This window comes from Microbacterium algihabitans (assembly GCF_032464975.1).
GTDB classification, from domain to species: Bacteria; Actinomycetota; Actinomycetes; order Actinomycetales; family Microbacteriaceae; genus Microbacterium; species Microbacterium algihabitans.
Genome location: NZ_JAWDIU010000002.1, coordinates 228,342 through 246,973 on the forward strand (window position 1 = coordinate 228,342; position 18,632 = coordinate 246,973).

Here is an 18,632-nt window from a genome sequence, read left to right on the forward strand (position 1 = left end):
GGGTGTTTACGCGGCGACCGTGGCTGCGGGCGCAGCCTCGGTGACGGCGGCGTCCTTGGTGCTGCGGCCGATGCCCTTGAGAGCGACGACGATGAGCGCCGTCACGACGGTACCCGCGATGATCGCCAGCGGGAAACCCCACACGGGGTTGATCGCGAAGAGCACGAAGAAGCCGCCGTGCGGGGCGTACGACTGCACACCGATGAGCATGCTCAGACCACCGGTGATCGCACCGCCGACCATCGACGCGGGGATGACGCGCAGCGGGTCGGCCGCGGCGAACGGGATCGCGCCCTCGGAGATGAACGAGGCGCCGAGCAGCCACGCGGCTGCGCCGTTCTCGCGCTCGACGGGGGTGAACTTGCCCCGGGCGAGGATTGTCGAGGCCAGCGCCATCGCGAGCGGGGGCACCATGCCGGCGGCCATGACCGCGGCCATGATGAGGTACGGCGCGGTGTTGGTCTGCGTGGCCGCGGCGAGGCCGGTCGTGGCGAAGACGTAGGCGACCTTGTTGACCGGTCCGCCGAGGTCGAAGCACATCATCAGGCCGAGGATCACGCCCAGCAGGATGGCGCCGGCACCGCTCGCGGCGAGCGAGGTGAGGCCGTCGGTCAGCGCCGTCATGAGGGCGGCGATCGGACGACCGAGGAAGAGGATCATCAGACCGGAGGCGAAGATCGACCCGAGGAACGGCACGATCACGACGGGCATCAGACCGCGCAGCCACCGCGGCGCGTCGAAGCGTCCGAGCCACCAGGCGATGAAACCGGCCAGCAGACCGCCGATGATGCCGCCGATGAAGCCGGCGTTCATGAGCACGGCCACGGCACCGGCGACGAAGCCGGGCGCGATGCCCGGGCGGTCGGCGATCGCATAGGCGATGAACCCGGCGAGCACGGCGACCAGGAAGCCCATGGAGGTGGCGCCGATCATGAACGCGACGGAGCCGAGGTACTGCCCCAGCGGGCCGAACGACGAGGTCAGGTTCTCGGTGGGCAGGTCCCACAGCGAGTTCTGGATGATGATGTTGGCCGCGTTCTCGGTGACCTTGTAGCCGCCGAGCAGGAAGCCGAGGGCGATCAGCAGACCGCCACCGGCGACGAACGGGATCATGTAGCTGACACCGGTGAGCAGCCAGCGCTGGATGCGGCGACCCACCGACTGCTGCGCGACGGGGACCTCAGAGGCGGATGCCGCGGCGCCGGCGCCCGGCACGCGAGCGGCGTTCGGGTTCTCGCTGGCGGCGAGGGCCTCGGCGATGAGCTGCTTCGGCTGCTCGATGCCGCGCTTGACGCCCGCGCGGACGACGGGCTTGCCCGCGAAGCGCTGCGGCTCGCGCACGTCGACATCGACCGCGAAGATCACGGCGTCGGCGTCGTCGATCACGCTCTGCGGAAGGGCCTTGTAGCCGCTGGAGCCCTGCGGCTCGACGATGAGCTCGACGCCCTCGGTCTCGGCGCCGGCGGCGGTGAGCGCGTCGGCGGCCATGAAGGTGTGGGCGATGCCGGTGGCGCACGCGGTGACCGCGACGATCTTCTTCGTCGTGGTGGTCGTGGCGCCGCGCGACTCGGCGCGGGTCGCGGCGGGTGCGGGTGCGGCTGCGGGCGCGGCGGCTGCGGCGGGCGCGGCGGCCGGGGTGATGGCATCCGTGATGATCTTCACGGCGTCGGTGGGCGTCTGCGCCGCGCGCAGGCCCGACATGAAGTCGTTGTTCATGAGGCTGCGGGCGAGCTGCGACAGCACCGAGAGGTGCGCCTCGTCGGCACCGGCGGGCGCGGCGATGAGGAACACGATGTCGGCCGGGCCGTCGGGGGCGCCGAAGTCGACGCCGGGCGTCAGGCGGGCGAAGGCGAGGGTGGGCTCGGTGACCGAGGCGCTGCGCGCGTGCGGGATGCCGATGCCGCCGGGCAGGCCCGTCTCGTCTTTCTGCTCGCGGGCCCACGCGTCGTCGAAGAGCTCTTGCGCGCTGGTCGCGCGGCCCTGCGCGACGACGCGCTCGGCGAGGGCACGGATCACCGACTGCTTGTCGGCGCCCAGGGGCGCGTCGAGGCTGACGAGCTCCGGAGTGATGATGTCGGACATTGTCGTGACCTCCGTGGTCAGGATGTGGCGGTGGGGGTGGAGAAAACGGAAACGGCGATCGGGCCCGCGGGCAGATCGGCCGGGGTCGGGGGCTGCGTGCCCGGCAGGGTCGCAGCGGCGGCGCCGTAGGCGATGCTGCGGGCGAGGCGGTCGGGGGCGGAGGCCCCCTCGAGGTCGGCGAGCAGGTAGCCGGCCAGCGAGCTGTCGCCCGCGCCGACCGTGCTCGCGACCTGGACCTTGGGGGCGTATCCGCGCCAGGCTCCCTCGGCCGTGAAAAGCAGCGCTCCGTCGGCGCCGAGGGTGACGAGGGCGGATGCCACGTGCTCGGGCACGAGCTGGTGCGCGCGTCGGGTGGCTTCGGTGATCACGTCGAGGTCGCCCGCGGCGTCTTCGCCGACCAGTTCGGCGAGCTCCTCGTGGTTGGGCTTGATGAGGTCGGGCCGCGCGGTGGCCACGACCTCGGCCAGGGCTGCGCCGGAGGCGTCGACGGCGATGCGGGGGGCGTCTGCTGCCCAGCGTTCGCGGACGGCCGCGACGAGGTCGGCGTAGAACGACGCCGGGACACCCGGCGGGAGCGACCCCGCGAGCACGAGCCAGGTCGCGCCCTCGGCCGCGGCCACGACACCGTCGGTCACGGCCTGCGCTTCGGCCGACGAGAGCTCGGCGCCCGGCAGGTTCAGCTTGGTGGTCTCGCCCGCCGGGTCGGTGATGGTGAGGTTGGCCCGGGCGCGACCGGCGACGTCGACGAGGTCGAGGGCGATGCCGGTGTCTTCGAGCAGCACCCGGTAGGGATCGTGCGCGCCCACGGGGACGACGGCGCGGGCGGGGGCGCCGGCGGCGGCGACGACGCGCGCCACGTTGACGCCCTTGCCGCCGGCGTCTTCGCGCGACGACAGCGCGCGCTGCACCTCACCGGGCGCGAGGGCGTCGGAGAGCACGACGGCGCGGTCGGCCGAGGGGTTGGCGGTCAGTGTGACGATCATGCGATGCGCACCTCGATGTCGGCGTCGGCGAGGGCCTCGGCGAGCGGAGCGGGCGGGGCCGCGTCGGTGACGAGCACGTCGAGCTCGTCGAGGCGCGCGAAGCGCACGAGCAGCTCCTCGCCGAACTTGGCGGCGTCGGCCACGAGCACGATGCGTCGCGCCGACTGGATGATGGCGGCCTTGACCGCGGCCTCTTCGGGGTCCGGCGTGCTGAGGCCGAACCCGGCGCTCAGTCCGTTGGTCCCCACGAACGCGATGTCGGGGCGCAGTTCGCCGATCGCGCGAACGGTGTGCGCGCCGACGGCGGCGCCGGTGACCCCGCGAACGCGCCCGCCGATGGTGGTGAGCGACAGGCGCTCCTCCCCGGCGAGCAGGTGCGCGGCCTCGAGCGAGTGCGTAACGATCTCGACGTCGTCGATTCCCGCCCCGAGGGCCTCCGGCAGCAGGCCGGCGACGGCGGCGGGGGTGGTTCCGGCGTCGATGAAGATCGAGCCGCGGAAGTCGGGGGTGAGCAGCGAGGCGGCGGCGGCCGCGATCGCGCGCTTGGCGTCGCGGTGACGCTCGCGGCGCTCGGTCAGGGGCGATTCCGCGGTGCTCCCCCGGGCGACGTCGACCGCGCCGCCGTGCACGCGGCGGAGGGTTCCGAGACCCTCGAGACGGTCGAGATCACGACGCACGGTCTCGGTCGTGACGTCGAAGCGACGGGCGAGGTCGACGACGCTGACACGTCCGACGTCGCGCAGTTCGCGCTCGATGAGCTGCTGGCGCTCCATTGCGTACACGGGGTTCTCCTTCGAGGATTCCCACACGATACAACACGAAACAACACAGAGCAACAGAAAAGCGAATCCGCAGATGACGACGGGGCCGCGGCGTCATGCGCCCCGGCCCCGCAGTCGTTCGCGCTCGTCAGGGCAGCGAGATCCCGGCATCCAGGAACTCGTTCGTCGCCAGGTCTTCGGGCGTCAGACCCTGCTTCACCTCGACGCCCTTGTCGGCGAGGATCGGCGAGACGATCTGCTGCACCTTCGCCACCCGGTCTGCGTCGAACGACCCGAAGACGCCGTCGGCACCGTTCGCGACCAGGTCCAGCTCCCGCTGCTGCTTCGTAGAGTTCTCGGCCTCGGCCGCGGGGTACACCCACCCGTTGTCGTAGGCCTCGACCGCGCGCACGAGCAGGTCGTTGGCCGCGGCGGGATCCGCGAAGTAGTCCACGCTCGCCTGCTGCACGACGGGCACGAGCTTCTCGAGACAGTCCTTCTTCGCCGTCACGTCCTCCGTCCGCACCGACAGCGCCACCGCGTAGATCGGGTACCCCGTGTCGGCGACCAGCTGGTACGACAGGGGGCGACCCCACTCGGCGATCGCGTTCTCGTACACCCACGGCTCGACGGTCGCGAAGCCCTGCTGCGCATCCTTTCCGTCGGCCGCGACGAAGCCGGCGGGCGTGCCGTCGTACGAGCCGTCGAGCTGGTCGGCGCGGAGCTGTCCCGACCCGACCAGGTAGTCCATGTACGTCGTGCCGTCGAAGTAGCGGACGGTCGCCGAGGTGCGGCCGATGTCGGCGATCGTGCGCACGTCGGGGTAGGTCTGCGGATCCCACATGATCGCCCACGGCGCCTTCTCGAACGTCGACATGACGGCCGTCGTCGGCAGGGCGTCCGAGGCGGAGATCGCGTCGTCGGTGTTGACCCACCCGAGCAGGATGTCGGGGTCGGTGTACATCTGCGAGGGCACACCCTGGAATCCGATCGCGGGGCCGCCGGCGCGGATCTCGACGTTCACGCCGGTCCACTCGCCCTTCGACATCAGCGGGCCCGACACGCTCTTGCGTGAGGCGTCGATCTCGGCATCCGCTCCGAGCAGGTTGAAGAGCCCGCCCTGTTCGGCCTGGGGGTTCCAGTCGGTCTGGATGACGACCGTCGAGGGGCAGACGCTCGAGAGGTCGACGGAGCCGATCTCGGCGCCCGACGACGGCGGGGCAGCGGGGCCGGCCGCGCTTCCCGCGCCCGCACAGGCGCTGAGGGCGACGGCGGCGACGGCGAGGGTGGCGACGGCGGCGGGGCCGCGGCGATACGGGGACATGGGTGCTCCTTGCGGGTTCGGATGGTGCTCAGAGGGTGTCGAGGGAGGTGGATGCCGGCTGGCCGGCGAGGGTGAAACGGTCGATCGTCGTCGTGTAGAAGCTCGCGCCGAACCGCCCGATCGGGGCGTAGTCGGCGAGGCGCACGCGCATGAGCTCGCGGTCGATGAGCCCGGACCGCGTGCGCAGTCGCCGGATCCGGCCGAAGAAGATCTCGCGGCTGGGGATCTCGAGCCGCTGCCAGAGTTCGCACTCCAGGGCGACGGGGGCGGCGGCGATGACCGGCGGGCGCACCGTCTGCGCGGGCACCGTGTCGACGCCGACGAGGGCGAGTTCGTCGACGTGGGACGGATGCCGAGTGCTCGTGGCATCCATCTGCTCAGCGAGCGGACGGTCGACCAGGTGCACGACGAACTCCCCCGTCGCGTCGATGTTGGCCGCCGTGTCCTTGCGACCACCGTCGGCGGGGCGGTCGATGCTCACCATCAGCAGGGGCGGGTCCTCCCCCACCATCGCGAACATCGAGAAGGGCGCGGCGTTGACCACCCCGTCGGCGTCGACCGTCGTGATCCACGCGATGGGACGCGGGACGATGAGACCGGCGAGCAGTTTGTAGCGCTCATAGGGCGGCAGGGTGTCGAAGTCGTCGACCTCGTGCGGGGTAGTGGGCTCAGGCATGGCTGGCCACCCACCAGCTGATCAGCAGGTCGCGCAGGGCCGCCTCGTCGTCGTCGCCGTACAGGTCGCGGCGCGCGTGCGCATCGAGGAGCGCTGCCCCGGCCTCATCGAGCGACACTTCGACCCGCTCGGTGGTGACGGGCGTGCGCGCGAACGCCGGCGAGTACTCGGGGTCGCGCCGCAGCGATCGCTCGGTGCGGATGAGGGGCTGCGTGAACGCGGCGGGCGTGCGCTGGGAGCGGTGCGCGCGCAGGCCGGGGACCGCGGCGAGGTCGACCTCCGCGGCATCCATCACCGTGACATCGAGTGGACGCAGCGCGTAGTTGCTCGTGCGGAAGATGTCGTTGCCGCAGACGTTCGGCACGGCCAGCACGTCCATGAGCGCGATCAGCTCGACGAACGCGTCGGCCGGGGTGTGCTGGTGCACGACCTCGCACGTGCCGTCGGGGTTCACCCGCGTTCCCATGAACAGGTTGAACGAGTCGTGCACGTCGTCGGGGGTCAGCCCGTATTCGCGCTGCGCCTCGGCCTGCATGTCGGCGCAGTTCGTGTGCTCGTCGAAGCCGAACATCGACTCGTACATCGCGGCGCTGCACCGCGGGAACAGGGTGTCGTTGAGCCCGGCGTCGTCGGTGAGCAGGTACATCATCGCCCGCTCGCGCGGCGGGGCCGACCACAGGAACGATCCCTGGTCCGGATGGATGCCGTGCAGGGTGCGCGTGCGGCCGACGTGCATCGCCTCGCGGTAGTCGTGCAGGTTGAAGACGTTCAGGTCGGCGCACTGGTCGCCCGACACCTGCGACACCCGCAGAATCTGGCCGGCCCGCACCTCGAACGCCTTACCGGTGCCGGGCTCGAGGCGGTGTTCTTCGCGCAAGACGCGCTGGGTCGACGGTGTGAAGGCGACGTCGTCGCGCCACGTCCACTCCGTGGGCTGCACGCCCGGGAGGGGGCGGCGACGGATCCCGGATGCCGTTTCGGTGAGAGCCGTGCGTGCGAGGTCGTCGAGATCGAGTGCTTCGCCGGCGGAAAGGGAGCGGTCGAAGAGTTCGCGCTGCTGAGCGGTGAGGGTGACGTACACGTGGCGTCCTTTCTGTATACAGATGCATTCCTATCTCGTATACAGACTGCGCGGGTTTCACCCATGCGTCCAACAGGTTTCGGCCCTCTGGAACCGTGAGAGAGGGTCTCTCTCCGTATACAGTCGAGCCATGCCACGATCGACGCCCGCAGACGACCCCCGCCCGTCGGATCGCGCGGAACGCGCCTACGAGGCTCTGCGTGCCGCGATCATCGAGGGAGCGCTCACGCCCGGCACGAAGCTCGGCGAAGAAGCCCTCGCCGCGCACTACGGCGTGAGCCGCACGCTCGTGCGGACGGTCCTGCAACGCCTCGTCGGAGACGGCGTGGTCGACTCACCTCCGGGTCGATCGGCCGCCGTCGCCCGACCGACCATCGACGAGGCGCGCGACGCGTTCACCGTGCGGGCCGCCCTCGAGCGCGAGGGCGTGCGCCTGGTCGCCGAACGCCGAGACCCGGCCGCCCTCGCACGGCTGCGCACTCACGTGCGGGCGGAGCGCGAGGCCTGGGAGTCCCGGCGCCCGACCGTGTCGGCGCGGCTCGGCGGCGAGTTCCACCTGCTGATCGCGCGCGAGAGCGAGAACACCCTGCTCGTGCGCTACATGTCGGAAGTCGTGTCGCGGACGGCCCTGATCCTGTCGATCTACGGACGCGACATCGACCAGGAGATCTCGATCGCCGAGCACGAGCAGCTGCTCCACATGCTGGAGGCGGGCGACGCCGACGCCGCGTGCGCCCTGGTCGAGCATCACCTCGCCGACGTACAGCGCAAGAGCCTCGGGCGAGAGGCGGACTCCGGCGAGGAGCTGCTCGCGGTGCTCTCCCGCTACTGAGCCCGCCCCCGCGCTACGGCGCGACGACCGAGATGCGGAACGACTCCGTCTTCCCGTCGGGTCCGGTGAGGGTCGCGGCCGTGGTCCCGAGGGCGCGGGCGGTGAAGCCGGGACGGAAGACCGCTCCTTCCGAGGGGCCTCCGCCCGAGAACTCGGCGATCGAGACGTCGTCGGTGGTCCCCGTCCACTCCGCCTCCGTGCCGTCGGGCACGGCCAGCACGAGAGAGGTCGCGATGACGACGGAGACGTCCGTACCGTCGAGATCGCCGGGAGTGACCACCGAAGGGGCCAGGGCCTGATCAGCGGATGCCGCGGGGCTCGGCACCACGGCGGTCGGGGTCACGGCATCCGGAGTCTCCTGCGTGCACCCCGCGAGAAGAGCCACGACGGCCGCGGACACCAGGATCAGGCTCGCGTGTGTGGCGGTGCGACGGATCACGACGGATCGCCGCCGAGCGGGATCTCGATCGAGGTCACGGGAGCGTCGACCAGGCCCAGCAGACCGCCGGGCGAGGCCTCGGGCTGCTCGTCGTCGGGCAACATCTCGGCTCGCGTCTTCGGGCGGGCGGGCTCGCCGGGCAGGCCGGCCCACTCGCCGGGTTCTTCCGGTCGCTGTACGAACAGTCCCATGCCGACATTGTGCCCCTGTCTCCGTCGACGACCATGACCGACCGGCAGCGTCATAGCGGGTTCACGGCTGAGCGCCGTCGGCGGATACGCGAAAGGCCCGGGATCTGTGCGATCACCGGGCCTTTTCGTGAAGCTGGGGTACCTGGACTCGAACCAAGAACAACGGAACCAGAAACCGCCGTGTTGCCAATTACACCATACCCCAATGGCTTCGAGCCGTAACTCGTGCCGAGGATCAAGCTTACGTGACGCGGAGCGATGCACCAAACCGGGGCCCCGCCCCGCGCGTCCCGGGCGCGTCCTGGGCGGCGCGTCGCCCGGACGCCACTGTCGCAGAATCGCACGCGGATCCCCGATTCGCGTCGCATTTCCCGCGTTCCGCTCCCCTGCGCCGGAAACGCGCGATCCCCGCGACCGGAGAGTCGCGGGGATCGTCGGAGCGTCTCAGCCCCGGTGCGTCACGAGGGCGCCGAGGCGGCGGAGCGTCTCGGTCTTGCCGAGCAGTTCCATCGATTCGAAGAGCGGCGGCGAGATGCGACGGCCGGTCAGCGCGACGCGCGGCGGGCCGTAGGCGACGCGGGGCTTCAGGCCGAGTTCCTCCACGAGGGCCTTCGACAGGGCCTCCTGCACCGCGGCGGCGGTGAACTCGTCCTCGGGCACAAGCTCGAGAGCGCCGACGGATGCCACGAGCACCTCACCCGCGTTGGCGGGGAGCCCCTTCATCGCGTCGTCGGCGTAGTCGACCTCCGACACGAAGAGGAACCCGAGCATGCCAGGGACCTCGCCCAGCAGCTGCACGCGCTCCTGCACGAGCGGCGCCGCCTGGGCGATGATCGCGCGGTGCTCCTCGCTGGGCTGCTCCGCGATGAAGCCCGCCCCCGCGAGATAGGGCACGATGCGGGCGGCGAAGTCATCGGCATCCAGCATGCGGATGTGATCGCCGTTGATGGCCTCGGCCTTCTTCTGGTCGAAGCGCGCCGGGTTGGGGTTGACGTCGGCGATGTCGAAGGCGGCGATCATCTCGTCGAGCGAGAATACGTCGCGGTCGCTGGCGAGCGACCAGCCGAGCAGCGAGAGGTAGTTGAGCAGGCCCTCGTGGATGAAGCCCTTCTCGCGCTGCAGGAAGAGGTCGGCCTGCGGGTCGCGCTTGGAGAGCTTCTTGTTGCCGGTCTCGCCCAGCACGAGCGGCATGTGGCCGAAGCGCGGCAGGAAGTCGGTGACCCCGGCGTCGAGCAGCGCCCGGTACAGCGCGAGCTGACGAGCGGTGGAGGGCATGAGGTCTTCGCCGCGGATGACGTGGGTGATGCCCATGAGCGCGTCGTCGACGGGGTTCACGAAGGTGTACAGCGGGATGCCGCCGGCACGAACGATCACGAAGTCGGGGAACGACCCGGCCGGGAAAGTGACCTCGCCGCGGATGAGGTCGACGAAGGTGAGGTCTTCGTCGGGCACGCGCACGCGCCACGCGGGCTCGCGCCCCTCGGCGCGGAAGGCGGCCTTCTGCTCGTCGGTGAGGTCGCGGTCGAAGTTGTCGTAGCCGAGCTGCTTCGCCCGGCCGTTCGCCTCGTTGCGCGCGTCGATCTCTTCGGCGGTCGAGTAGCTCTCGTACACGGCACCCGCGGCGATGAGCTTGTCGAGCACCTCGCGGTAGATCTCGTGACGCTGCGACTGGCGGTACGGAGCGTGCGGACCTCCGACCTCGACACCCTCGTCCCAGTCGATGTTCATCCACCGCAGCGCCTCGAGGAGCTGCTGGTAGCTCTCCTCGCTGTCGCGCGCGGCGTCGGTGTCTTCGATGCGGAAGACGAGCTTGCCGCCGTTGTGCCGGGCGTAGGCCCAGTTGAACAGGACGGTGCGGATGAGACCGACGTGCGGCAGCCCCGTGGGTGAGGGGCAGAACCGAACGCGAACGTCGGCGCCGGTGGCGGTCGTGGTGCGGGGATCGGGCGTGGCAGACATCCCCTCGATCCTACCGGCGGGCGGTGCCCATGCCCGTGGAGCCGAGATGGCGGGCCAGCACCTCGCCGACGACGTCGAGCGCCGCCCCCACCGCGGGCACGTGCTCGGCACCGCGAGCGGTGACGACGTGGAGCGTCCGTGCCTCCGCGCTCGGCAGGCGCGGCGCCGCGATGCCCGACAGCATCGGCAGCGAGACCACGGCCATGCGCGGAAGGATCGCCATGCCCACCCCCTGCGCCACGAGGTTCTCGACCGCGATGAAGTTGTCGGTCTCGAACGCGATGTCGGGCGTGAATCCGGCCCGGCCGCACGCCTCGAGCAGGTGCCCGCGGCACTGGGGACACCCGGCGATCCATCGCTCCCCCGCCAGCTGCGACAGATCGATCGGGTCGTGAGCGGCCGCCGGGTGATCCGTGGGGACGACCACGACGGTGTCGTCGTCGCCGATGACCCGGGAGGAGAGACCGGATGCCGCGGACTCGAGGTGTTCGCGTCGATCCCCGGGGTAGCTGTAGGTGAGGGCGATGTCGGCGCGGTCTTCGCGCACGGCGGCGATCGCCTCGGGCGGCTCCGCCTCGACGAAGCTGATCGAGACTCCCGGGCGACGTGCGGTGACCGCGGCGATCACGCGCGGCACGACGATCGACGACGCCGACGGGAACGCGGCGATGCGCACGCGTCCCGCGCGCAGCCCGCGCAGCTCGGCGAGGTCGCCGGCGGCGGCGTCGAGAGCGGTGGTGACGGTCGCCGCGTGTCGGGCGAGCACCTGGCCGGCCTCCGTGAGACGAACGCCCCGGCCCACGCGCTCGACGATGGGCAGACCGGCGCGGCGCTCGAGACGGCGCAGCTGCTGGCTGACGGCGGGTTGGCTGTACCCGAGGGCACGCGCGGCGGCCGTGATCGAGCCGGTGTCGGCGATCGCCTTGACGACCCTCAGTCCGTGGGCGTCGAGCGGGTCGTCGATGTCGGCCATGCGGATACATAAGCAGACTGCATGGGTCCCATGCAACACCTGCTCTAGTGCAATGTCAGGCGCGACGGGATCCTGGATCCATGAGCAGCCTCGCCTCGCACTTCGCCGGCGGCCGCGACTACCTCGCGGCCTGCACCCTCGGTCTGCCGACGCGCGCCACGGTGTCGGCCGTGCGCGCCGACCTCGAGTCCGCGGCATCCGGTCGCCCAGACGTCGTCGGTGCCTCGCTCGCCGTCGAAGACGCCCGGGCCGCGTACGCCCGCCTGGTCTGCACCCCCGTGCGAGACGTCGCGATCGGCTCGCAGACCTCGGTGCTGGTCTCGCTGATCGCCGCCTCGGTGCCCGACGGCGCCGAGGTGCTGTGCGCCGAGGGCGACTTCGCCTCGCTTGTCGCGCCCTTCGCCCACGCGGGCCGCGGAGTGCGTCTGCGCACGGCTCCCCTCGACCGACTGGCCGACGCCGTCTCGCCCGACACGTGGCTCGTGGCGTTCTCGTTCGTGCAGTCGGCGACGGGAGAGGTTGCAGATGCCGCGGGCATCGCCGCCGCTGCCGCCCGTGCCGGCGCGCGCACCCTGTGCGACCTCACGCAGGCGGCCGGCTGGCTCCCCGTCGACGCGACCATGTTCGACGCGACCGTCTGCCACGCCTACAAGTGGTTGTGCTGCCCGCGCGGAGTGGCGTTCCTCACCCTCTCCCCCGCGTTCGCGAGCGAGATCCGCCCCGTGCAGGCCGGCTGGTACTCCGGCGACGACCCGTGGTCGTCGTGCTACGGAACGGGTGACGTGCTGGCTCCCGATGCCCGCCGCTTCGACGTCTCGCCCGCGTGGCAGGCGTTCGTGGGCGCGGCGCCCGCGCTGGCGCTGTTCGCCGATGCCGACATCACCGCCGCGTACGTGCACACGACGGGTCTGGCGGCGCGCTTCCGCGACGGCCTGGGGCTCGCGCAGCCCGAGCGCCCGTCGGCGATCGTCACGTGGCCGGATGCCACCGGCGAGGCGCTCGCGCAGCTGACGGCGCACGGCATCACGGCGTCGGGGCGCGCGGGCCGTGCTCGCGTGGCGTTCCACGTCTTCAACGACGAGCTCGACGTCGACCGCGCCCTGCACGCCCTCGGCGTGCGCGGGGCCTCAGACCTCTCGGCCTTCGACGGTCTGGTCTATGCGATCTGAGCCGCGCGTTTCGTAGCGACTCACGCGGCGGGTGAGGACCGACGGGCTCCCACGACCACGGCACCGACGCACACGAGCGCGACGGGCACGAACGCCCACAGCGCGAGCCCGCCGTACCCGACGAGGCCGAGGATGACTCCGGCCACCACCGAGCCGACCGCCGCGCAGGCGGTCATGAGGGTGTCGCTGCGCCCCTGACGTCGAGGACGCAGGGCGAGCGGCGTCGCCTCGGTCAGCAGCGCGGAACCCGCCACTGTCGCGGCGCTCCACCCCAGCCCGAGCAGCACGAGAGCGACGAGCACGCCCGCCTGACTCTCGGAGAAGGTCGATGCGACGGCGAGGGAGGCGGCCAGCAGCACCTGTCCCAGCACGATCACGGCGATGCGTCCCCACCGGTCGGCGAGCACGCCGAAGACCGGGGACAGACCGTACATGCCGAACACGTGCAGGGCGATGGTGACGCCGACAGCGAGGGTCACGGCATCCGGGGCGACGATGTGCGAGAGGTGCACCGGAGTCATCGCCATCACCGAGGCCATCGTCACGTGCGAGGCAGCCACCGCGAGCATCGCGAAGCGCGCGGTGCGCGGGCGATCGATTTCGGGGGTGGGAGCGAGGGCGGATGCCGTCCGCTCGCGGTCGAGGCGTTGGGCGAGCAGGAGCGGGTCGGGGCGCAGCACGAGCACGTACAGCGCGAACGCGCAGACCTGCGCGGCGAACGAGAACAGGTACGCCCCGGTGAGCGGCGGCATGCCGACGCTTGCGCCGATGAGCTCGCCGGGAGCCAGCAGCAGCGGCCCGACCACCCCGCCCACGGTCGTGGCCCAGACCACGGTCGCCAGATCGCGCCCGCGGCGCGTGCTCGTGGACAGATCGGTGGCGGCGAACCGCGACTGCAGGGTCGCCGCGTTGCCCGCGCCGATGAGGGCGATGCCCACGAGCAGCAACGGGAAGAGGCGCAGCGCTGCCGCGGCGATCACCACGGTGATGCCGATGAGAGCCGCGACGTTGCCCGTCGTCAGCGCCAGGCGGCGTCCGCGACGGCCCGCAAGTCGCGCGAGCGGGATCGCGGTGAGCGCCGCGCCGAGGGTGACGGATGCCGTGGCGAAGCCCGAGAGCGCCTCCTGCCCCGACAGGTCGGCCGCGAGCAGCGCTCCGAGCGACAGTGTCGCCCCGAACGCGACACCCGTGAGCACCTGCCCCGCCGCGAGCACCCGCACCGTGCGGCGCTGGGCGGCGGCGAGGTCGATGCCCGCGGGTGCGGCGGTGTCAGGCATCGCGCGCGGTGTTGCGCAGCACCCCGATGCCGTCGATCTCGACCTCGACGACGTCGCCGGCGTCGAACGAGCCGATGCCCGCCGGCGTTCCGGTGAGGATCAGATCGCCCGGGAGGAGGGTGAACACGGCGCTGGCGTACGCGATGAGCGCCGGGATGTCGTGGATCATGTCGGACACGGGACCCTGCTGACGCACCTCGCCGTTGACGCGCGTCGTGATGGACGCGGTCCTCAGATCGAGGTCGGTCTCGATCACCGGGCCGACGGGGCAGAACGTGTCGAAGCCCTTCGCACGCGACCACTGGCCGTCGGTGGCCTGCAGGTCGCGCGCGGTGACGTCGTTGGCGACGGTGTAACCGAAGATGTACTCACCCGCGCGCTCGGCGGGGACGTTCTTGGCGATGCGACCGATGACGACGGCCAGCTCGCCCTCGTAGTCGGTGCGCGAGCTGAGCTTCGTCGGGCGCACGATCTGGTCGTTCGGACCGATGACCGAGGTGTTGGGCTTGAGGAACATCAGCGGCTCGGCGGGAGCCTCTCCGCCCATCTCGGCGGCGTGGTCGTGGTAGTTCTTGCCGATGCAGACGACCTTCGAGCGCGGGATGACCGGCGCGAGCAGGGCGACCTCGGACAGGGGGATGCGCTCCCCCGTGGTGCCGAAGCCGGCGAACATGGGGTCGCCTTCGAGCACGACGAGGTGGTCGTCGTCGACGATGCCGTAGCGGAGGGCGTCCTGGTGGCTGAAACGAGCGATCTTCACCGTGCCAGCCTATCCGCGGCCTCCGACACCGGTGAGGGTCCGGCCCTTCGACAGGCTCAGGGACCCCCTTCGACAGACGCAGGGACCCCCTTCGACAGACTCAGGGACCCCCTTCGACAGACTCAGGGACCCCCTTCGACAGACTCAGGGACCCCCTTCGACAGGCTCAGGGACCCCCTTCGACAGACTCAGGGACCCCCTTCGACAGGCTCGGGGACCTCGCCTTCCCCCGGCCCCGCGGCGGTAGGGGTGGCTGAGCCCGTCGAAGCCCCCGCACGAACGACGGAGGGGCCCCCGGCATCCGGGAACCCCTCCGTGAGACGACGCGCGTCAGGCGTCGAGTCGGTACAGCCAGCCGTGCTTGTCGTCGGCGCGGCCGTACTGGATGTTCGTGAGCTCTTCGCGCAGTTCGAGGGCGAGGGTGCCCGAGGGCTGCTCGTCGATGAAGTCGCGGCCCTTGAGCACGCCGATCGGGGTGACGACCGCGGCGGTGCCGCACGCGAACACCTCGACGACGTCTCCGGATGCCACGCCCTGGCGCCACTCGTCGAGCGAGACGTTGCGTCCTTCGACGTGGTGGCCACGGTCGCGGGCGAGCTGCAGGAGCGAGTCGCGCGTGATGCCCTCGAGGATCGAGTCGGACTGCGGGGTGACGATCGTGCCGTCTTTGTAGACGAACACGACGTTCATGCCGCCGAGCTCTTCGACGTTGCGGTCCTGGTCGAGGAAGACGACCTGGTCGCACTCGTTCTCGTACGCCTCGGACTGCGGCAGCAGGCTCGCGGCGTAGTTGCCGCCGGTCTTGGCCGCACCCGTACCGCCCTTGCCGGCGCGGGAGTAGTCCTCGCTGAGCCAGATCGACACCGGCTGCACGCCGCCCTTGAAGTAGGCGCCGGCGGGGCTGGCGATCAGGTAGTAGGCGACCTTGTGCGCGGGGCGGACGCCGAGGAACGCCTCTTTCGCGAACATGAACGGGCGCAGGTACAGGCTCTGGTCGTCACCCGACGGCACCCACGCGCCGTCGACGGCGATGAGCTCGCGCAGCGACTGCAGGAAGTACGGAACCGGCAGCTCCGGGAGCGCCAGGCGACGGGCGGAGCGCTGAAGGCGGCGGCCGTTCTGGTCGGGGCGGAAGGTGTGGACCGAGCCGTCGGCGTGACGGTAGGCCTTGATGCCCTCGAAGATCTCCTGGCCGTAGTGCAGCACCGCTGCCGCCGGGTCGAGCGAGATGGGGCCGTAGGGCGAGACGCGCGGGCGGTGCCAGCCGCCGCGCACCGACCAGCAGATGTCGACCATGTGGTCGGTGAAGCTCTGCCCGAAGCCGGGGTTGGCGAGGATCGCGTCGCGGTCGGTCGTGCTTTTGGCCGCGAGGTTGCGCGTGACGGAGAACTCGAGCGGGTCGAGTCCGGTGTCGGGATCGGTGTCGATGGTGGTCATTCGTTTTCCAAAGCTTCTCGAGTGCCGGAGGCGATGCTCGCCGATCGGTCCAGGTTACGCCTGGACGCGTTCGGCGATGGCGTCGCCGATCTGAGCGGTGGTGCGGACCCCGTCGCGGCTCGCGATGTCGTCTTCGACCGCGCGGGTGACGCGGGCGGATTCGTCGGTCAGCCCGAGGTGGTCGAGCAGGAGGGCGACGGAGAGGATCGCGGCCGTGGGGTCGGCCTTCTGGGTTCCCGCGATGTCGGGCGCCGATCCGTGCACGGGCTCGAACATCGAGGGGAAAGCGCCGTCGGGGTTGATGTTGCCCGATGCGGCGAGGCCGATGCCTCCGGTGACGGCGCCGGCCAGGTCGGTCAGGATGTCGCCGAAGAGGTTGTCGGTGACGATCACGTCGAAGCGGCTCGGGTTCGTGACCAGGAAGATGGTTGCCGCGTCGACGTGCAGGTAGTCTACGTCGACCCCGGGGAACTCCTGGGCCACGGCATCGACGATGCGCTTCCACATGCCGCCCGCGTGGACGAGCACGTTCGTCTTGTGCACGAGCGTCAGCTTGTGGCGACGGCGCTCCGCGAGGGCGAAGGCGTAGCGCACGACGCGCTCGACGCCGTAGGCGGTGTTGACCGAGGTCTCGTTGGCGACCTCGTGCGCGGTGCCGCGGCGGATCGAACCGCCGTTGCCGACGTACGGGCCTTCGGTGCCTTCGCGCACGACGACGAAGTCGATGTCGCCGGGCTCTGCCAACGGCCCCGCGGCGCCGGGGTACAGCTTGGAGGGGCGCAGGTTGACGTAGTGGTCGAGCTCGAAGCGGAGCTTGAGCAGCAGACCGCGTTCGATGTTCGCGTCTTTCAGGCGCGGGTCGCCGGGCACTCCGCCGACGGCGCCCAGCAGGATCGCGTCGTGGCCGGCGATCGCCGAGAGGTCGTCGTCGGTGAGCGTGTCGCCGGTCTCGAGGTAGCGACCGGCACCGAGCGAGAAGGGCGTCTTCTCGAACGTGACGTCGGACGCGGCGGTGACCGCATCGAGTACCTTGACGGCCTCTGCAACGACCTCGGGACCGATTCCGTCACCGGGGATGACGGCCAGTTTCACGACACGCGACATCGCTCTCCTCAGAGCTCGGGCACGTCATTGCTTCGACGTGCTGCGGGATCCTCCCAGGGTAGTGGCAGCGATCACACCGGCCACGACGATGAGCCCGGCACCGATGAGGGCGGTGACGACCACACCGGAGTCGAAGGCGTGCGCGGCGGCGGTGCGGAGGGCCTCGGCCAGCGTCGGATCGTCGAGCGTGTTCGACACCGCGACGGCGCCGGCGAGGGTCTCGCGCGCGGCCTGGGCCGCGGCATCCGGCAGGCCGACGGGCAGCACCAGCTGCGCCCGGTAGAACGCGGCCAGGATGCCGCCGAGCACCGCCGTTCCGAGCACGGCGCCCACCTCGTAGGCGGTCTCGGACACGGCGCTCGCGGCCCCGGCCTTCGCCGACGGCGCGCTTGAGAGGATCAACTCGTTCGACACCGTCTCGGCCGCGCCGATGCCGATGCCGAGCAGCCCGAACGCCACGATCAGCAGGACGAGGTCGGCGGTCGAGAACGCCACCATCACGTAGGCGACGACCGAGAACGCCAGCGCCGTGGGCACGACGACCCGCGGAGCGAAGCGCTTGGCGACGGGGACGACGGCGAGACCGGCGATGATCATGAGCACGAGCCCCGGCAGCAGCGCGAGACCGGCGACCATCGGCGACAGGCCGACCACCAACTGCAGGTGCTGGGCGACAAAGTACAGGAACCCCACGAGCCCGACCACGCTCAACAGGTTGACCAGGATCGCACCCGAGAAGGTGCCGCGCCGGAACAGCGACATGTCGAGCATCGGAGAGGTGAGGGCGCGCTGGCGGCGGACGAACAGCCAGCCGAACACGATGCCCACGACGAACAGCACCGGAGCCAGCGACATCGGACCATCGACGGCGAGCTCCTTGATGCCGTAGACGATCGGGACCATCGTCGCGAGCGAGAGCACCACACTGGTCGGGTCGAAGCGACCCGGCGCGGGGTCGCGGCTTTCGGGTACGAAGAACGGCGCGAGGATCAGCAGCGGCACGAGCACCGGCACGGCCATGAGGAAGACCGAGCCCCACGAGAAGTGCTCGAGCAGGAATCCGCCCACGATCGGGCCGAGGGCCGCACCGGCGGAGAAGCCCGAGGCCCACACCGCGATCGCGAACCGGCGCTGGTCACGGTCGCGGAAGATGCTGCGCAGCAGCGACAGCGTCGACGGCATGAGCATCGCGCCGAACACGCCCATGAGGGCGCGACCGGTGATGAGCAGAGCCGCCGTCGGTGCGAAGGCGGACAGCGCCGACACCACGGCGAACCCGGTGGCGCCGATGAGCAGCATGCGACGGCGCCCGAAGCGGTCGCCCAGAACACCCATCGTCACGAGGAGACCGGCGAGCACGAGGGGGTAGACGTCGATGATCCACAGTTGCTCGATGCTCGAGGGCTGCAGCGCCAGCGAGATCTCAGGCAGCGCGAAGCTGAGCACCGTGTTGTCGACGGAGACGAGCAGCACGGGCAGCATGAGCACGGCCAGCGCGAACCATCCGCGCCACCCGGCGCGGGTCACGGTGATCTCATGGGTGGGCAACGACGAGGTGAGCATTTTTCCGAGTTCCGTTTCTAA

Annotated in this window: 17 protein-coding genes and 1 tRNA gene; 2 read left to right on the forward strand and 16 right to left on the reverse strand. The window is 70.9% G+C overall.

The genetic code is table 11. From position 1 onward, the window contains the following. Window positions 1-6 precede the first annotated feature (6 nt). The 6 genes from RWH43_RS08375 to RWH43_RS08400 all read right to left on the reverse strand — a co-directional run bounded on the left by RWH43_RS08375 (window position 7) and on the right by RWH43_RS08400 (window position 6,907). On the reverse strand, window positions 7-2,082 hold the full coding sequence (locus RWH43_RS08375; RefSeq protein ID WP_144834862.1) for a PTS fructose transporter subunit IIABC: 2,076 nt from the start codon (window positions 2,080-2,082) through the stop codon (window positions 7-9). Window positions 2,083-2,099: 17 nt separating this feature from the next. Then, the gene (locus tag RWH43_RS08380; RefSeq protein WP_144834860.1) at window positions 2,100-3,065 is read right to left on the reverse strand and encodes a 1-phosphofructokinase family hexose kinase; all 966 of its coding nucleotides are present in this window, start codon (window positions 3,063-3,065) and stop codon (window positions 2,100-2,102) included. After that, the gene (locus RWH43_RS08385; protein WP_186325580.1) at window positions 3,062-3,847 is read right to left on the reverse strand and encodes a DeoR/GlpR family DNA-binding transcription regulator; all 786 of its coding nucleotides are present in this window, start codon (window positions 3,845-3,847) and stop codon (window positions 3,062-3,064) included. Before RWH43_RS08385 ends, RWH43_RS08380 begins: the two co-directional genes overlap by 4 nt. Before the next feature lie 127 nt (window positions 3,848-3,974). Next, a complete protein-coding gene (locus RWH43_RS08390; RefSeq protein ID WP_316001207.1) occupies window positions 3,975-5,150 on the reverse strand; it encodes an ABC transporter substrate-binding protein in 1,176 nt (391 codons plus the stop codon). A 28-nt stretch (window positions 5,151-5,178) separates the two neighbouring features. Next, window positions 5,179-5,826, reverse strand: a complete 648-nt coding sequence (locus RWH43_RS08395; protein WP_144834857.1) for a flavin reductase family protein — start codon at window positions 5,824-5,826, stop codon at window positions 5,179-5,181. Next, window positions 5,819-6,907, reverse strand: a complete 1,089-nt coding sequence (locus RWH43_RS08400) for a DUF1989 domain-containing protein (protein WP_316001208.1) — start codon at window positions 6,905-6,907, stop codon at window positions 5,819-5,821. The genes RWH43_RS08395 and RWH43_RS08400 overlap by 8 nt, the downstream gene beginning before the upstream one ends. 130 nt (window positions 6,908-7,037) lie before the next feature. Between RWH43_RS08400 and RWH43_RS08405 the strand changes: the two genes are divergently transcribed. After that, on the forward strand, window positions 7,038-7,739 hold the full coding sequence (locus tag RWH43_RS08405) for a GntR family transcriptional regulator (protein ID WP_316001209.1): 702 nt from the start codon (window positions 7,038-7,040) through the stop codon (window positions 7,737-7,739). A gap of 13 nt (window positions 7,740-7,752) precedes the next feature. Here RWH43_RS08405 and RWH43_RS08410 read toward each other — a convergent pair whose 3' ends face one another. The 5 genes from RWH43_RS08410 to RWH43_RS08430 form a co-directional block, all read right to left on the reverse strand. Continuing rightward, the gene (locus RWH43_RS08410; RefSeq protein ID WP_316001210.1) at window positions 7,753-8,178 is read right to left on the reverse strand and encodes a hypothetical protein; all 426 of its coding nucleotides are present in this window, start codon (window positions 8,176-8,178) and stop codon (window positions 7,753-7,755) included. Next, window positions 8,175-8,369 (reverse strand): hypothetical protein, encoded by a 195-nt coding sequence (locus RWH43_RS08415; RefSeq protein WP_186325579.1) that lies wholly within the window; start codon window positions 8,367-8,369, stop codon window positions 8,175-8,177. Before RWH43_RS08415 ends, RWH43_RS08410 begins: the two co-directional genes overlap by 4 nt. Window positions 8,370-8,502: 133 nt before the next feature. Further along, a tRNA-Gln gene (locus tag RWH43_RS08420) sits at window positions 8,503-8,574 on the reverse strand. Between the two features lie 239 nt (window positions 8,575-8,813). Next, window positions 8,814-10,328: a glutamate--tRNA ligase gene (gene gltX / locus RWH43_RS08425; protein ID WP_316001211.1), complete on the reverse strand. Its 1,515-nt coding sequence runs from the start codon at window positions 10,326-10,328 to the stop codon at window positions 8,814-8,816. 10 nt (window positions 10,329-10,338) lie between these two features. Continuing rightward, on the reverse strand, window positions 10,339-11,301 hold the full coding sequence (locus RWH43_RS08430; protein WP_316001212.1) for a LysR family transcriptional regulator: 963 nt from the start codon (window positions 11,299-11,301) through the stop codon (window positions 10,339-10,341). Between the two features lie 80 nt (window positions 11,302-11,381). Between RWH43_RS08430 and RWH43_RS08435 the strand changes: the two genes are divergently transcribed. Beyond that, window positions 11,382-12,470: an aminotransferase class V-fold PLP-dependent enzyme gene (locus RWH43_RS08435; RefSeq protein ID WP_316001213.1), complete on the forward strand. Its 1,089-nt coding sequence runs from the start codon at window positions 11,382-11,384 to the stop codon at window positions 12,468-12,470. A gap of 20 nt (window positions 12,471-12,490) precedes the next feature. Here RWH43_RS08435 and RWH43_RS08440 read toward each other — a convergent pair whose 3' ends face one another. The 5 genes from RWH43_RS08440 to RWH43_RS08460 all read right to left on the reverse strand — a co-directional run bounded on the left by RWH43_RS08440 (window position 12,491) and on the right by RWH43_RS08460 (window position 18,611). Beyond that, a complete protein-coding gene (locus RWH43_RS08440) occupies window positions 12,491-13,747 on the reverse strand; it encodes an MFS transporter (protein WP_144834841.1) in 1,257 nt (418 codons plus the stop codon). Further along, on the reverse strand, window positions 13,740-14,507 hold the full coding sequence (locus RWH43_RS08445) for a fumarylacetoacetate hydrolase family protein (RefSeq protein ID WP_154096460.1): 768 nt from the start codon (window positions 14,505-14,507) through the stop codon (window positions 13,740-13,742). Before RWH43_RS08445 ends, RWH43_RS08440 begins: the two co-directional genes overlap by 8 nt. 330 nt (window positions 14,508-14,837) lie before the next feature. Continuing rightward, window positions 14,838-15,944: a branched-chain amino acid aminotransferase gene (locus RWH43_RS08450; RefSeq protein ID WP_316001214.1), complete on the reverse strand. Its 1,107-nt coding sequence runs from the start codon at window positions 15,942-15,944 to the stop codon at window positions 14,838-14,840. Between the two features lie 54 nt (window positions 15,945-15,998). After that, window positions 15,999-17,048 carry a 3-isopropylmalate dehydrogenase gene (locus RWH43_RS08455; RefSeq protein WP_316001215.1) on the reverse strand — a complete coding sequence of 350 codons (1,050 nt, stop codon included), beginning with the start codon at window positions 17,046-17,048 and terminating at the stop codon, window positions 15,999-16,001. A 24-nt stretch (window positions 17,049-17,072) separates the two neighbouring features. Continuing rightward, window positions 17,073-18,611, reverse strand: coding sequence for an MFS transporter (locus RWH43_RS08460; RefSeq protein ID WP_316001216.1), 1,539 nt, complete (start codon window positions 18,609-18,611; stop codon window positions 17,073-17,075). Window positions 18,612-18,632 lie beyond the last annotated feature (21 nt).

Excerpts from the sequence above, each read along its gene's own strand:
- RWH43_RS08375 (WP_144834862.1), bottom strand. The coding sequence starts at position 2,082 with ATGTCCGACATCATCACTCCGGAGCTCGTCAGCCTCGACGCGCCCCTG.
- RWH43_RS08380 (WP_144834860.1), bottom strand. The coding sequence starts at position 3,065 with ATGATCGTCACACTGACCGCCAACCCCTCGGCCGACCGCGCCGTCGTG.
- RWH43_RS08390 (WP_316001207.1), bottom strand. The coding sequence starts at position 5,150 with ATGTCCCCGTATCGCCGCGGCCCCGCCGCCGTCGCCACCCTCGCCGTC.
- RWH43_RS08395 (WP_144834857.1), bottom strand. The coding sequence starts at position 5,826 with ATGCCTGAGCCCACTACCCCGCACGAGGTCGACGACTTCGACACCCTG.
- RWH43_RS08405 (WP_316001209.1), top strand. The coding sequence starts at position 7,038 with ATGCCACGATCGACGCCCGCAGACGACCCCCGCCCGTCGGATCGCGCG.
- RWH43_RS08415 (WP_186325579.1), bottom strand. The coding sequence starts at position 8,369 with ATGGGACTGTTCGTACAGCGACCGGAAGAACCCGGCGAGTGGGCCGGC.
- gltX (WP_316001211.1), bottom strand. The coding sequence starts at position 10,328 with ATGTCTGCCACGCCCGATCCCCGCACCACGACCGCCACCGGCGCCGAC.
- RWH43_RS08430 (WP_316001212.1), bottom strand. The coding sequence starts at position 11,301 with ATGGCCGACATCGACGACCCGCTCGACGCCCACGGACTGAGGGTCGTC.
- RWH43_RS08435 (WP_316001213.1), top strand. The coding sequence starts at position 11,382 with ATGAGCAGCCTCGCCTCGCACTTCGCCGGCGGCCGCGACTACCTCGCG.
- RWH43_RS08440 (WP_144834841.1), bottom strand. The coding sequence starts at position 13,747 with ATGCCTGACACCGCCGCACCCGCGGGCATCGACCTCGCCGCCGCCCAG.
- RWH43_RS08450 (WP_316001214.1), bottom strand. The coding sequence starts at position 15,944 with ATGACCACCATCGACACCGATCCCGACACCGGACTCGACCCGCTCGAG.
- RWH43_RS08455 (WP_316001215.1), bottom strand. The coding sequence starts at position 17,048 with ATGTCGCGTGTCGTGAAACTGGCCGTCATCCCCGGTGACGGAATCGGT.
- RWH43_RS08460 (WP_316001216.1), bottom strand. The coding sequence starts at position 18,611 with ATGCTCACCTCGTCGTTGCCCACCCATGAGATCACCGTGACCCGCGCC.